The sequence below is a fragment of the Nocardiopsis sp. L17-MgMaSL7 genome (genome assembly GCF_003182025.1).
Lineage (GTDB): Bacteria > Actinomycetota > Actinomycetes > Streptosporangiales > Streptosporangiaceae > Nocardiopsis > Nocardiopsis prasina.
The window spans coordinates 334,674-348,876 of the sequence record NZ_QGTF01000005.1; the positions used below are offsets into that span (position 1 = coordinate 334,674).

General features: G+C 72.1%; 11 protein-coding genes. 3 read left to right on the forward strand and 8 right to left on the reverse strand.

Annotated features, from left to right (window positions below; translation table 11 throughout):
• Nucleotides 1-32: 32 nt before the first annotated feature.
• From BDW27_RS11370 to ychF, 4 genes are all read right to left on the reverse strand, one after another.
• Nucleotides 33-4,307: a TcpE family conjugal transfer membrane protein gene (locus tag BDW27_RS11370; protein ID WP_110049273.1), complete on the reverse strand. Its 4,275-nt coding sequence runs from the start codon at nucleotides 4,305-4,307 to the stop codon at nucleotides 33-35.
• A gap of 18 nt (nucleotides 4,308-4,325) precedes the next feature.
• On the reverse strand, nucleotides 4,326-4,649 hold the full coding sequence (locus BDW27_RS11375) for a hypothetical protein (protein WP_017545825.1): 324 nt from the start codon (nucleotides 4,647-4,649) through the stop codon (nucleotides 4,326-4,328).
• 79 nt (nucleotides 4,650-4,728) lie between these two features.
• A complete protein-coding gene (locus tag BDW27_RS11380) occupies nucleotides 4,729-5,694 on the reverse strand; it encodes a conjugal transfer protein (RefSeq protein WP_110049274.1) in 966 nt (321 codons plus the stop codon).
• A 601-nt stretch (nucleotides 5,695-6,295) separates the two neighbouring features.
• On the reverse strand, nucleotides 6,296-7,381 hold the full coding sequence (ychF, locus tag BDW27_RS11385) for a redox-regulated ATPase YchF (protein WP_110049275.1): 1,086 nt from the start codon (nucleotides 7,379-7,381) through the stop codon (nucleotides 6,296-6,298).
• A gap of 203 nt (nucleotides 7,382-7,584) precedes the next feature.
• Here ychF and BDW27_RS11390 point away from each other — a divergent pair, with 203 nt between their 5' ends.
• Nucleotides 7,585-8,556, forward strand: a complete 972-nt coding sequence (locus BDW27_RS11390; protein WP_110049276.1) for an FkbM family methyltransferase — start codon at nucleotides 7,585-7,587, stop codon at nucleotides 8,554-8,556.
• A 9-nt stretch (nucleotides 8,557-8,565) separates the two neighbouring features.
• Here BDW27_RS11390 and BDW27_RS11395 read toward each other — a convergent pair whose 3' ends face one another.
• Nucleotides 8,566-9,264 carry an alpha/beta fold hydrolase gene (locus BDW27_RS11395; protein WP_110049277.1) on the reverse strand — a complete coding sequence of 233 codons (699 nt, stop codon included), beginning with the start codon at nucleotides 9,262-9,264 and terminating at the stop codon, nucleotides 8,566-8,568.
• 259 nt (nucleotides 9,265-9,523) lie between these two features.
• Here BDW27_RS11395 and BDW27_RS11400 point away from each other — a divergent pair, with 259 nt between their 5' ends.
• Nucleotides 9,524-10,882, forward strand: coding sequence for a DNA recombination protein RmuC (locus BDW27_RS11400; RefSeq protein WP_110049278.1), 1,359 nt, complete (start codon nucleotides 9,524-9,526; stop codon nucleotides 10,880-10,882).
• A gap of 192 nt (nucleotides 10,883-11,074) precedes the next feature.
• Nucleotides 11,075-11,641, forward strand: a complete 567-nt coding sequence (locus tag BDW27_RS11405; protein WP_017545831.1) for a DUF6542 domain-containing protein — start codon at nucleotides 11,075-11,077, stop codon at nucleotides 11,639-11,641.
• A 105-nt stretch (nucleotides 11,642-11,746) separates the two neighbouring features.
• On the opposite strand, the gene BDW27_RS11410 is transcribed toward BDW27_RS11405, so the two are convergent.
• The 3 genes from BDW27_RS11410 to BDW27_RS11420 form a co-directional block, all read right to left on the reverse strand.
• Entirely contained in the window at nucleotides 11,747-11,989 is a 243-nt protein-coding gene (locus tag BDW27_RS11410; protein WP_017545832.1) for an exodeoxyribonuclease VII small subunit, read from the reverse strand.
• A gap of 2 nt (nucleotides 11,990-11,991) precedes the next feature.
• The gene (gene xseA / locus BDW27_RS11415; RefSeq protein ID WP_017545833.1) at nucleotides 11,992-13,329 is read right to left on the reverse strand and encodes an exodeoxyribonuclease VII large subunit; all 1,338 of its coding nucleotides are present in this window, start codon (nucleotides 13,327-13,329) and stop codon (nucleotides 11,992-11,994) included.
• Between the two features lie 154 nt (nucleotides 13,330-13,483).
• Entirely contained in the window at nucleotides 13,484-14,140 is a 657-nt protein-coding gene (locus BDW27_RS11420) for a hypothetical protein (protein WP_110049279.1), read from the reverse strand.
• Nucleotides 14,141-14,203: the final 63 nt, after the last annotated feature.

Below are 14,203 nucleotides of genomic sequence, written 5' to 3' on the forward strand. Positions count from 1 at the left end.
CCCGCACCCGACAACGGATGCGGGCCACGGTGTCAGGTGGCGGGTGCGAGGGCGTTGACCAGGACACCGCCCAGGGCGCCGTGGGCCCGCTTGGTGGCGGGACGCAGCGCTCCGACGTCGATCTTCGTGTACGAGGAACCCAGGTGGTCGTCCCACGGAATGCGGACGATGGCCCGGCAACGGCCGCGCGCCACCCGCTCGGCGGCGTCCACGTCCTGGAGGCTGCGCTTGCTGACCCCGTTGACCACCAGGATGGAGTTGGCCCGCAGCGTCGCGTACCCGTTGCCGTCCAACCACTCGAAGGTCATCGACACCGCGCGCTCGGCGTCCGCGCTGGCCGGAGCGACCAGGACGAGGCCGTCGGCGACCGGCAGGGCCCGGGCCACGCCGGTGGCGGCCGGGTCCAGCAGCGTCACACCGTAGAACCCGCCGAGCAGACCGGCGAGCTGCCCGTAGTCGCGGTCGTCCAGGGTCTGGACGTAGGGGTCGTCCAGGGTCTGCACGACCTCCAGTCCCGTCCCGGCGCGGCCCGCGTAGGCGCGCATCCGGTCGTACTCGTCCACGGAGTCGGCGTTGGCCAGCAGCGCGGTCAGGGTCTCCGGGGCCTGGGCGCCGACCCTGCGGGACAGGCCGTTGGGGCCGGGGTTGACGTCGACCGCCACCACCCGGTCGTCGCGGTGCGCGGCGAGGGTGTGTCCGATCATCAGGGCGGTGACCGTCTGCCCCGCGCCACCCGTGCAGCCGAGGACGACCAGGGACCTGGGTTCGGCCAGCGGGGTGCGCAACCGCTCGATGTCGCTGGTGGGCAGGTCCGATCGGACCGGAGCCGCGCCCCCGGTGACGACCTTGGCCAGCCGGCGCCAGCCCCGGGTGCCGCCGGAGGTGCTGGGGTCGCCGGAGCTGGGGTCCACCTCCTCCTCACGCGGGGCCGGTGCGGGCTGGGGCCGTTGGGAGGGCACCCCTTGGGGGGTGTCTCCCAGCCGGGCCTGTTCGCCGGTGCCGTGGTCCAGTTCGAGGTCGGGTCTCGTGGTGTCCGCAGGGGATCCGGGGTCCGCGCTCGCGGGTGGTTCGGGCTCCTCACCCGGGGTGGGCTGACCGAAGAGCTGACCGATCCGACGAGCGTTCTGGGCGACCCGGTGGAAGACCCCGTCGTGGGGGTCGTGGGTCTCCGAGTCACCGGCTGCCTCGTCCTCCCGCGTTGACGGCTCCGGGGTCGACTCCGCCTCGACAGGGTCGTCCTGGGCAGCCCGGGCGCGGCGAGCCCGCAGCGCGGCCGCCTCCGCCTCGGCCAGTTCGGTCTCGGTGGGCCTGGCGGCGGAGTCCTTCGCCGAGGGCCGGGGAGTCGCGCTGCGGGGGTCCTTGCGGACCTCCACGAAGCTCACGAGTTCACCGGTGCCGTGGTCCAGCTGGGTCGGCGGCTTGGGTCCCTCGGCAACGACCACAGCGAGTGGTTCGGGCTGCTCCCGCGTCTCGGTCTCCCGATCCCCGTGAGGAGCCTCCCCCACCCCGGTGGCAGCCTCGGCCCCCGCACGGTCAGCCTGCCCGGAGGTCTCAGGAACTCCCTGGGCAGCCCGCGCCGCGTCAGCCACGGGAGCCTTCTCCGCGCCCTGGAACTCCGCAGCCTCACCGGCGGCGTAGTCCTCGTTGGCCTCGGCGCTCCCAGCCTGCTCCGGCTCCCTCCGGGCCGCCTGGGTCCCCACTGCCCCCCGGGACTCCGTAGACGCGCTGGGGGCGCCGGGCTCGCTCTGCCCGGAGGTCTCCTGAACCCGGGCATCCTGTGCCGCGTCAGCAGCAGGAGCCGTCTCCGCGCCCTGGGACACCGCGGCCTCACCGGCCTCCGCACTCCCAGCCCGCTCTGGCGTTCCCTCTGTCCCCAGAGTTCGTTCGGCCTCTCGGGCCATCGAGGCGTCGTGCTCGGTGCGAGACTCCGGAGCCTCTTCAGCCGCCTGGGCAACCTGAACCTCCGAAGTCCCAAAGGCCTTCTCCGCCCCCTGAGACTCCCCCACATCCTGGGATTCCTGAACCCCATCAGCACCATGGGGATTCAGAACGTTCGGCGCTGTGTCACCCGCAGAAGCCGTCTCCGTCTCCCGGAGCTCCCCGATCTCCCTGGTGGCCTTGACCTCACGGGCCTCCGCACTCCCAGCCCGCTCGGGTGCCTTCTTGGCCTCCTGGGTTCCTGCCGCTCCCTGGGAGTCCTGGAAGCTATCGGGCCCAGTCTGCTTGGGCGTTCCCTCTGTCCCCAGAGTTCGTTCGGCCTCTCCGGCCATCGAGGTGTCGTGCTCGGTGCGAGACTCCAGAACCTCTTCAGCCGCCTGGGCAACCCGAACCTCCGGAGTCACAGAAGCCTTCTCCGGCTCCTGGGGCCCCTCGGGCGCCTGCTTCTCTGCTTCCTTGCGCCTGGCCTCCTGGCGGGCCTCGGCGGCGGCGCGGCGCTCCTCGCGGAGCTCGCTGACCACGATCACCGGGTTGTCGCGGTCCCCCACCTTGGGCTGGTCCGGGTGGCGGCGCTTGCCGTCGTCGAACCAGTCCGCCGGATCGCGGCGCTCGTTGTCCCGCTCCTTGCTCGGCACGGCGTCGGCGAACTTGGGCCGTGGCGGAGCCGGGGTGTCGGCCTTGATCAGGTGGCGGTCGAGCACGGACATGTGCTCGTTCCACCGGGTCCCGTGCTCGGCCGCCTGCCCGCCGCTCTCCACCGGCATCGCCTCGTGCTCACCGGTGCCGTGGTCCAGCTGCAACGGCGGCTTGGGCGCGTCCTCGGCGGCCGGACGCACCAGGCCGTGGGTGGCGTGGGAAACCTGCGGGCCCGCCTCGGAACGGCCGATCGGCTCCTGCTCCTCGGGGCTCTCGGGCTCATCGGGGGTCGCCGCGGCCGGCGGCAGCCACGGGGCGGCCGACACGCTCCCAGCCGACGAGGGGCGGCCCGTCGCGGCGGCGAAGCGGGCCGCGTAGTCGGACAGGTCCGGGTAGTCGGTGCTGCTCCCGCCCTCGGATTCGAGCGCCCACGGGGTGGCGTGGGGCCTACCCTCGCGGCGCTGCCTGGCCGGGCGGTCGTCCTCGGTGCCGGCGGTGTCCGGCAGAGCGGTCCCCCGGGCGCGCTCGGGCCTCGCGGGCGGGGCCTGCTGGGCACGCTCGCGGGCGGGCTCGGGCTCGTCCCGAACGCGGCGGTCGGCGTGGTCCCTGGCCACCTGGATGCCCTGGGTCCGGCCGCGCAGGCGGCGGGCCGCGGGCGACTCCTGCTCCGGTGGCGCGGCCATCATCTCCTCCGCGCGACGCCGGGAGTGGTCGGGCTCGCGGGGGCTGACCGCGTCGGAGAGCTCGGCGCTGCTCATGGCACCGGTGTCGCTGTCGGAGTAGGCGCTCTTGGAGGTCAGTCCCAGGGGTGTCTCCCCGGAGGAGGCGCGCAGACGGGCGAACCACTCGTCGCGGTCGCGCTGCTCGTCCTCCTCGGTGACGTACAGGGGCTCGTCGAAGGAGTCGCCGGGTTCGTCCGGCCGCCCCTGGTCGGAGCGCGGTTCCTCCTCGACGGGTGTCGCGGACAGGCCGAAGCCGAAGTAGTTGAGGACACGGCGGCCGACGCCCCGGTGGGGCTCCTCCGAGGTGTCACTGGCCATCGCATGGTGCTCGGACCGGTCCCCGTGCTCCGCCACGGCGTCGTCCTCCTGGGTCGAGGCGGTGTCGGGTCCGAGTCCCGCGGCGACGGCGACCGGAACCTTCCGCGCGGGGGTGTACTCGACGGAGTCGTCGTGTTCGACGACGGGGGCGGGCTGGCGTACGGGCACGCCTCGCAGGGGAGGCGCGGCGCGACGGTCACTCTCCTGGACCGGCGTCTCCTCGACCCCGGTCGCCGGCTCGGCCTCCTGGACGGCGGCCTCCTCGGCCTGGGCCCTGCGGGCCGCGCTCCGGGTCAGCGGCAGCGGCCCGGCCTCGGGGTCCCGGTGCCACACGCGCACCGAGACCCTGATCTCGGCGGGCTCGTACTCGGGTGCGAGCCGGGTGAACACGCGGGCCTCGGTGAGGAACCGGGCCTGCGAGATGAGCAGCTCCGTGAGGCGCTTGCCCTCGATCACCGGCCGGGTGGCCAGCACGGTGATCACTCCCGGCGGGACGACCCAGAGCACCAGGTGCCAGCCGTTGCCGAAGTCGAACGGGGCGTTGAGGATGCTGAGCAGCACCACCCACAGCGCGAACACGCCCAGGGCGACCCCGAAGGTCCCCACCGGGAGCGGCATGGGCAGCCGGAAATCGTAGAGCTTGTACAGCCGCTTCTCGATACGCCAGATGTTGGTGTACGTGGGCAGATCCACGATTCCGGCCTCCCTCGCCTATTCCGTCGATACGCCCATCGCTCGGGCGAGCGCCACCGCGATGACCTCGATGATGCCGGGCACGTAGAACACGATCCCGATGAAGATCGCCAGGATGATGAACTGCATGAAGCGGGTGATCTCCCTGGTGAACAGGAAGAAGATCGCCACGATGGACACGATGACGAGGAACAGCGGCCCGAAGAAGCCACGCAGGAAGTCCGCGAGCCCGCCGGTGTCGGGGGCGTTCTGCGCGGGGGTGGCCTCGACCGCGAGGGAGATCGGGTCGGCGGCGCCGAGGACCGTCATGGTGTCGGCGGTGGCGGACAACAGGGGGAGCATGTCAGGTGCCTTCCTCCGCTGTCGTTACTGGTGTGCGCATGGTTCGTCTGGTCTCCTTGCCTACAGGCCCCGTCGTCGGTCAGTCACCGAACGAGTGCGGGGCGCCCTGGATGTCACGCACGTACCACTCGTTTCCGGAGTTCACGACCGTGACCAGGTAGTTCTGCACCATCTGTCCGGCTTCCCCCGCGCCGTCGTCGGCGTCGGCGGAGGGGAGGCCCCAGACCACGGTGGTCGCCACCTGTCGTACGTCATCATCCCCGGTCGAGGACTGGGATGGCACCGGCATAACGGACAGTTCGCTGAATTCGACACTGTTCGCCGGAAGTGGGGTGACTGTGGCACCCGGTTCCACGTAGCGGTCGAGGTGGCCGGCTTCCTCGGCGTAGGCCTCGAAGAAGCCGGTGAGCACGTCGCCGAGCTGCTCGGCGGCCTGGGGGTCGGCGTCGAAGGAGGGGCCCGGGGGCAGTTCCGCCTGACTGGGCGCGGCGAGCAGGGCGGGGCGTCCGGAGAGCACCAGGGAGGCTCCGTCGCTGTACACGGGCACCTCCAGGCTCATGGCCTCGTCGTTGACGTCGGCGCGGATGGCCACGACGGCGTTGTGCTCGTCGCGCACGTCCACGGCGATCACGGTGAGGTTCTCACCGGCGAGGCTGTCCGCGGGGAGGTTGAGCTGGCTGACCTGTCCGTCGGGGACGAAGGCCGCGAGGGAGGTGAGTCGGACCTCGGGGTCGGAGGTGTCGAGGTAGGACTCGGCGAAGCGGAGGGCGAAGGCCGCGGCGGAGGCCTCGGGGAAGTCGAGGCTGTCGCTCACCTCGGGTTCGGCGCTGCTGCTGGGAAGGGAGAAGCCGTTGCGGATGGGGAACCAGATGCCGTTGAAGACGACGACGACGATGAACGCCCAGAGCAGCACGCGGCCGACGCCGACCCACCAGCGGCCGCCCGCCCCGGCGCGGGGCCTTCGGGGGCGCGGAGCGTCGAGCTCGTGCTCGACGTCGTCCACCCGGTCACGCACCGCGGTGTCGCGCCGCGCCGTCTTGGCCATCCCCGCCTCCTGGTCCTGCACACAGTGACGCGTCGGCCATTGTGCCGACGCTCGGACTTCCGCGCGCCGTCGCCGACGCCTTCCGCCATGCCCTTGTCTACCCCATCCCTATAGTGAGGCATTGTGCGGGTTGGGAGCGGCCAGGACGAGTCCGCGTTTCCTGTCCCGGATCACAATGACCCGTGCGAAGGAACCACCTAAAAGGTGCAGAGTACGGCAATTCACCACTGACCACTTCCTAAGGATGTGCACGTCAGAGCCTTTCTGGCCGGACCGTAAAGGGATTGGTCACCGCTTGGTGAGCAAGATGTGTCCTGAGTGGTCAGGAAACCGTTGACCGGATGTAACCAGCGACACTCGGGCCCCACGCGTCCGCCGACTGCCGAGGGCCGGAGGAACCGGGTCCCACCCCGCTGCCCGGGATGGCGCGATAATCCCACACGCTCCCCTGGGGCGGGCCGCGCTTCTCCCGTTCGTCAGCTTCGACGCGTCGGGCCGTGGCCCGGACCAACGGCACCGCTCACACCCCGACGAGACCGGGGGCAAGCACGAAGGGGGCGGGCCGAGAGGACTCGGCCCGCCCCCTCGGGGCTCGTGCGGGTCAGACGTTGAAGCGGAACTCCACCACGTCGCCGTCAGCCATCACGTACTCCTTGCCCTCCATGCGGACCTTGCCCGCGGCGCGGGCGGACTGCATGTCCCCGGCCGCGACCAGGTCGCCGAAGGAGACGACCTCGGCCTTGATGAAGCCGCGCTGGAAGTCCGTGTGGATGACCCCGGCCGCCTCGGGGGCGGTGTCACCCTTCCTGATCGTCCAGGCGCGGGCCTCCTTGGGCCCTGCGGTCAGATAGGTCTGGAGGCCGAGGGTGGCGAAGCCCACCCGCGCCAGCTGGGCCAGACCCGACTCGGTCTGGCCGAGGGACTCCAGCAGCTCCTGGGCCTCGTCGTCGTCCAGCTCGGCCAGCTCCGCCTCGATCTTGGCGTCGAGGAAGATGGCCTCGGCCGGGGCGACCAGGTCCTGGAGCTTGGTGCGCAGGGCCTCGTCCGCGAGCTCGTCGGTGTCGAGGTTGAACACGTAGATGAACGGCTTCACGGTGAGCAGGCTCAGCTCGCGCAGCCGGTCCAGGTCCACGTCCTTGGCCTGGGACAGCGAGACGCCCTCGTCGAGGATCTCCTGCGCCGCCCGGGCGGCCTTGAGGAGCTCCTGGGAGTCCTTGTCCTTGGCGTTGCGCTTGGCGTCCTTCTCCAGGCGCGGGATCGCCTTCTCCAGGGTCTGGAGGTCGGCGAGGATCAGCTCGGTGTTGATGGTCTCGATGTCGCGGGAGGGCTCGACGTCACCGTCGACGTGGGTGACGTCGGCGTCCTCGAAGGCCCGGATGACCTGGCAGATCGCGTCGCTCTCGCGGATGTTGGCGAGGAACTTGTTGCCCAGGCCCTCACCGGTGGAGGCGCCGCGCACGATGCCCGCGATGTCGACGAAGTCCACCGTGGCGGGCAGGATCTTCGCCGACCCGAAGATCTCGGCCAGCTTCCCGAGCCGGGCATCGGGCACGCCCACGACTCCGACATTGGGCTCGATGGTGGCGAACGGGTAGTTCGCCGCCAGAGCGTCGTTCTTGGTCAGCGCGTTGAAGAGGGTGGACTTGCCAACGTTGGGCAGGCCGACGATCCCGATAGACAGACTCACAAGGTCAGAGTCTATGCGGACCGGCGGGTGGGCCGACCCGGGCACGTGCGGCCAATCATGGAAACAGAGTGCGCTGGGGCGGACACGAAGAGTAGGTTCGAGGTGCGGCCGGGCACCACGAGCAGGGATCGAGCCGACAGGACAGCGTCGAGCAGCTCCCGGCAGCAGTCATCACGGCTCCGTTCTCTTGGGGGGAAGACACCGTGGTCCAGGACCAGTTGCGCGCACTCGTTCACCGGTATCCGCTCGTGCGCTTCGCCACCCGACAGCTCCGCGTGCACCTGCCCAGGCGGTTCGGCGGTCTGGACCCGGCCCGGGTACCGCCGCGCAACCGCAGGTTCACCCTGGACCTGCCGCGCCCCGAGGACGACCGGCGCAGGGTGGGAGCGGACACGATCACCCTCCAGCTGTCCGGCGACCTCACGGTCCCCCGCCGCCTCGCCGCCTCGGGCCTGTCCGGACACGAACCCGACAGCCTCGCCAGCTTCATGGCGATCCTCGACCACACCCGCCCCGGCGCCGTCCTCGACGTCGGCGCGGGGGTCGGTGTGTACTCGATGCTCGCGGCCGCGCGCACGCCCCGACCGGTCTTCGCGTTCGAGCCCACCCCGGAGCTGGCCGCCGCCGCGCGCGCCGTCTCCGCCTCCGGCGACCTCGGTTTCGGCGTCGTCGACCTGGCCCTGAGCAACCACAACGGCAGCGGGCACCTGCGCCGCGCCCTGCACAACGACATGTGCAACCGGCTGGTGAACTCGACCCGGATGGGGCTCTCGCACATCACCGTGCGCACGGCCACCCTGTCGCGGTGGAACGAGACGGCGGCGACCTTCCCGACGGTGGTCAAGATCGACACCTCCGGAACCGAGCCGGACGTGATCGCCGGGGGGCTGGAGGTGCTGCGCCGCTTCCGGCCCTGGGTGATGACCAAGGTGCGCCCGGACCGGGGCGTGGAGGAGCGGCTGATGGCGCTCATGGACCCGCTGGAGTACCTGTGGTTCCCGATCAGCGGCGACCCTCCCTACGAGGCGCGCTCCGAGATCTCCGGCCGGGCCTCCCCCGCGTGGGAGCGGATGTGGATGTTCGCGCCCGAGGAGCCGCCCAGCGAATTCTGGGACGCCGTCACCGTGTGGCGCACGGCCCTCGGGTCGTGCCGGGGAGCCCCCGCGGACCGGTGAGACCGCCGCTCAGATCCAGCCGTCCAGGGCCGCGAACAGTCCCGGGAGGTCGTCGCGGTGGACGTTGTGCCCGGCGTCCTCCACGGTGCGGACGGTGAATCCGCGTTCGGCCAGGGTGCGGGCGCCCTCGGGACCGATCGGCGAGCCCACGCCCGCGATCACCGCGAGGGAGGGCACCTCCGCGGCCTTGGGGAAGTTGTCCACACCCGCCAGGTGGTCGGTCACCCACGCGTGGAAGTCGGGGTCGGCGGCGGCGAAGCCCGCCAGCTCGATCCGCACGTCCTCGTCGCTCCACCCCGGGTGGAGTTCGCGCACCTGGTCGGCGTCGGCGCTGGACAGGACCGCGCGCAGCCGATCACTGGCGCCCTCGGGCTGTGGCGGGACGCGGAAGGCCGGGTCGACGTAGACGGCCCGCGCCGGGCGCAGGTGGTCCAGGGCCAGGGACAGCGCGAGACAGCCGATGGCGTGACCCACGACCAGTTCGGCCGCTGTCGGAAGGGTGTCGATCAGGTCCTGGCGCAACGCCTCGGTAGTGTACTCGCCGCGCGGGCTGTCGCCGTGGCCCCGCAGGTCCACCCCGGTCACCCGGTAGCCGCGCCGGACGAGCCGGTCCTCGACCGCGTGCCAGGTCCGGTGGAGGGACGTGCCGCCGTGCACGAGGAGGGCGAGGCGCTCCCCAGTTCCGCTGGTGTGGGTGGCGAGGCGCATGTGGTGACCTTTCTCGGGGCGCCGCGTGGTGCGCGCGGTTTCCACCGGTGTCGCGCCCCCGACGTCACCGGGGTTCCAAGCGTGGGTGTTGGCTCCCCCTCCGACAACCCCCGCCCGTGGCCGGTTCCGGTCAGGGCCCGCCGGTGGTCGGGCCTCGGGTTCGGCGCCCCGTCCGTGGAGGCGTGCCGTGGATCACCGCACGGTTGCGGTCCTGCGCGTTGGCGGGCACACGACCCCCGGGGGTTGAGAGCATGGCGCCATGGACGCCCTCGCACTCGTACTCGTTCTCGTCATCGGTCTGGTCATCGGCGCCGCCGTGGGCTGGCTGCTCGCACGCGGTCGCGACGCCGAGGCCCGCGCGGACGCCCGGGCGGCGGAGGAGCGCGCCGCCTACGTGGAGGAGCAGCTCGCGGACCGGTTCCGCGCGCTGTCCGCGCAGGCCCTGGACCAGACCAACCAGCGTTTCCTCGAACTCGCCGAGGGGCGGCTGCGTGCGGTCAGCGCCGAGGCCGGGGGCGACCTGGACGAGCGGCGCCGTGCCGTGGAGCGGATGGTGGAGCCCCTGACCGCGACCCTGAACCGGGTGGAGACCCAGCTCCGGGAGGTGGACGCCGGTCGGGCCGCCGCGCACGCGGAGCTGGCCAAGCAGGTCGAGTTCGTGCGGGAGGGCTCGGAGCGGCTGCGGGACCAGACGCAGTCTCTGGTGACGGCGTTGCGCAGGCCCGAGGCACGCGGCCGGTGGGGTGAGCTCCAGCTGCGGCGGGTGGCGGAGCTGGCCGGGATGTCCGCGTACTGCGACTTCGAGGAGCAGGCGGTGTCGGGGGCGCAGCGGCCGGACATGGTGGTGCGGCTGGCGGGCGGCAAGAACATCGTGGTCGACTCCAAGGTGCCGCTGGCGGCCTACCTGGACGCCGTGGAGGCCGGGGAGGGGGCGGCCTCGGAGCAGCGGCTGCGGGCGCACGCCAAGCACGTGCGCACCCACGTGGACCAGTTGGCGGCGAAGTCGTACTGGTCGGCGTTCACCCCGGCGCCGGAATTCGTGGTGCTGTTCATCCCGGGTGAGGCCTTCCTGGCCCCGGCTCTGGAGTACGACCCCGGACTGCTGGAGCACGCGATGGGGCGACGGGTGCACATCGCGACCCCGACGACGCTGATCTCGCTCCTGCGGACCGCGCAGTACGCGTGGCAGCAGGAGGCGCTGAGCGAGAACGCCCGTGAGGTGTTCGACCTGGGCAAGCAGCTGTACTCGCGGCTGGCCACACTGGGTGGTCACGTGGAGGGGCTGGGCCGGGCGCTGAACCGGACGGTGGGCGCCTACAACCAGACCGTGGGGTCGTTGGAGAGCAGGGTGCTGGTGACCGCGCGGCGGTTCGGTGAGCTGGGGCTGGTCGACGGTGACCTGGACCGGCTCTCCGGGGTGGAGGAGCGGCCGCGTACGGTGGCGGCACCGGAGCTGACGGAGGCGTCGGCGGGGATCGCGGAGCCGGAGGCGCGCGGCACGGACGTGTCGGACCTGAAGGTCGCGAGCGCGGCCGAGTACGGCGGTATTCGGCATGCGGATAACGGCTACAACGGTTCGACCCAAAAACCGTCAGAGGGAGTCGTTCGCGGCGAGTGACTTTCCGGCCACCTCTCGGGAACCGGCCGGAACCAGGAGGGGAGATCTCGGCGTCCAAGGGGTGGAAGCCACGATCCCCCCGGAAGGGGCAAGTGGCCGAAATGGCGACACGATCCCAGGAATGACCCCCGAACTTTCACGAGAAGTGACACACTGAACACCGTGAGTAACAAACTGGGGAGGCGCACGACCATGCCCCCGCGCAAGTCGGACGGTCCGGAATCCGGACAGGCCCCGTACTTCGTGCGGTCCAACGGTCGCGGTCGGGAGGCGGCGGGCGCGGACAGGTCCGCGCGCAGCCACCCGAACCCGGACAGGACAGCGCGCAGTCACCCGAAGACGACGGCCGCCCCCTGGCGCCCGCCACGGCTGACCGGCCGGGGCGGGGTGCTGCTCATCGTCGTGTTCAGCTTCGCCGGGACCATGATCGCCCACCTGGTGTCGATCCCCGCGGCCCCCGGGCTGGCCTTCACCCTCGCCTGCGTGGTCACGGCGGCCCTGGTCAGACCCGGCGACCTGCTGTCGCTGTCGGTGAGCCCGCCCATCGCCTACTTCGTCGCCGTGGTCGCCGCCGAGAGTCTGCTGGCCCTGGGCAACGAGGGGTTCGCCCGGGTCCTCATCCTCGGTCTGGCCTCCCGGCTGGCCGACGTCGCCCCGTGGCTGTTCCTCGGCACGGCGCTGGTGCTCGTGGTCGCGGTCTTCCGCGGCCTGCCCGGCAACCTGCGTAACCTCGGCGACGAACTCAACGGCCGCAAGTAGATTCCGCCCGGACCTCCGACGCCCGCGGAGGCCGGAGGCGGCACGGCACCGGTGCGCCGCTCGCGAGGCCGGGACCCCGCCCCGGGACCAGCGGCGGAACGGACCTCAGAACGGGGTGTCGTCGTCCCCGGGCTCGTCGGCGCGGCGTTCGTCCATGGCCGCGGCGAGCTTGGCGCGGGCCCCCTCCAGCCAGTGCTCGCAGACACGCGCCAGCTTCTCGCCGCGCTCCCACAGCTCCAGGGACTCCTGGAGGGTGAGGCCGCCCGACTCCAGTCTGCGGACGACGTTGTTCAGCTCCTCCCGGCTCTCCTCGTAGCTCAGTTCCGGGGCCTCGCTCTGGTCGGCCATGCCTACTCCCCCTCTGTGGTGGCTGCGTTGTCCGTGGTGTCCTCGGCGGCGGGCGCCGCCTTCTTCTTCCTGCCGCGCGAGCCGCCCGTGGCCGGCTTCTTCCCTGCCGGGCGCGGTTCGGGATCCCCCTCGCCGTCCAGGGCGTCGACGGTGGCCCTCAGGCCGTCCTCGGCGAACCGCACGCGCAGGGTCTCCCCCAGCGCGGGTTCGGCGGCGGAGCGGACCACGGAGCCGTCCTCGCGCTGCACGATCGCGTAGCCGCGCGCCAGTGTGGTGGCCGGTGAGAGCGCGTGCAGCCGGGCCTCGGTGTGGACCAGGGTGTCGGCCGCGCGGTCCAGCGAGGCGGTGAGGCTGCGGCGGGCGCGGTCGCGCAGCTCCAGCACCTGTTCGGTGAGGCGCTCGGTCTCCCGGACCGGATCGGCCAGGACCGGGCGGGAGCGCACGCTCGCGAGCCAGGCCAGTTCACGGTCGACGCCGCCCCGGATGACGCGGCGGGCCCGGTCGCGGAGCTGGCGGATGATCTCCAGCTGCTCCCCGACGTCCGGGACGGTGCGCTTGGCGGCGTCCGTGGGAGTGGAGGCGCGCACGTCGGCCACGTGGTCGAGCAGCGGCGCGTCCTGTTCGTGGCCGATCGCGCTGACCACCGGGGTGCCCGCCGCCGCCACGGCCCGGACCATGGCCTCGTCGGAGAAGGGCAGCAGGTCCTCCATGGAGCCGCCGCCTCGGGCGATGACGATGACGTCGACCTCGGGGCGGGTGTCCAGGTCGTGCAGGGCCTCGATCACCTCGCGGGTGGCCCGGTCCCCCTGGACCGCGACCTGGCGCACCTCGAAGCGCACGGCGGGCCAGCGGCGGCGGCCGTTCTCCAGCACGTCGCGTTCGGCGGCGGAGTCGCGTCCGCAGATCAGGCCGACGGTGTTGGGGAGGAAGGGCAGCGGGCGCTTGCGGGCGGGGTCGAACACGCCCTCCGCGGTCAGGGTCCGGCGCAGCTGCTCCAGCCGGGCCAGGAGTTCACCGATCCCGACGTGTCGGATCTCCCGGGCACGCAGGGAGAAGGTGCCCTTGAGCTGGTAGAAGTCCGGCTTGGCGTGGATGACCACGCGGTCGCCGGGCCCGGGGGCCGGTTCCTGGCGGCGTAGGACGGAGGTCTCGCAGAGGACGCGGATGGAGGCGTTGGCGACGGGGTCGCGCAGGGTCATGTAGGACATGCGGCCGCGCGAGTTGAGCTCGGCGATCTGCCCCTCGACCCAGATGGCGCCCAGCCGGTCGATCCAGCCACCCACCGCCTGGAGTACGGTCCTGACCGGCTGCGGGGACTCCGCCGAACTCTCCATGCCCATGGCTCCAGAGCCTAGGCCAGGGTGCGGACACTTCGGTGAAGGAGGGGACGCGCGGCCCCGGAGACGGCGCGTTCCCGGACGTGTGTCCGGGCGTCGGCCTCCGGGGCCCGCACGGCGGGGGTGGTTCGGGACGCGCCCACGGACGCGACCCCGCTCAGGCCTCGGACTCCAGCTTGGCGATCCGGTTGTCGTACATCTTGATGAACTCGGGGCGGGCCTCGTGCGCGACCTCGTAGGCGCGCAGGTCGCGGACCTGCTCGATGGTGAGCTTGCGCAGGCGCGCCCGGATGGACGGCAGGCTGAGTTCGTCGTAGGTGGGCACGGCCAGGTCCTCTGCGGCGGGCGCGGCCTCCTTGCGGACGCGCTCCAGGACGTCGTCGCTGGCGACCGTGGTGTGGGCCTCGGCGGCCTCGAGCTCCTCGGCCAGGGCGGGGCCGTCCTCGGGGAGGTCGGCGGTGGCCGGTACGGAGGGCTCGTCCGTGGGCTCCTCGACCAACGGGGCGGCGTCGGAGGTGGTCTCGGCGGGGGTCTTCGGGGCGGCCTCCGGGGCTGCCTCCGCAGCGGTCTCCGAAGAGGTCTCCGCGGGGGTCTCCGTGACGGCGTCCGCGGGGGTCTCGGCGGCCGCCGCGGGGGCGGTCTCGGCCTTCTCCTCGGCCTTCTCGGCCTGCTTGACCGTGTCCTCGGACGTCACGTCCGTGGCGGCGGGGGTCTCGTCCTTCTTGTCCTGCACGGTCGTGACGACCGGGTCCTTGCGCCCGAAGATGCCCCTGACGAGGGTGGTCAGCTTCGTGACGATGGTCGGGTTCGACATAGGACGGGGGCTCCTGATGCTCTCGGCGTTGGGCCGGCGGCGCGCGTCCAGCGAACAAGGCAA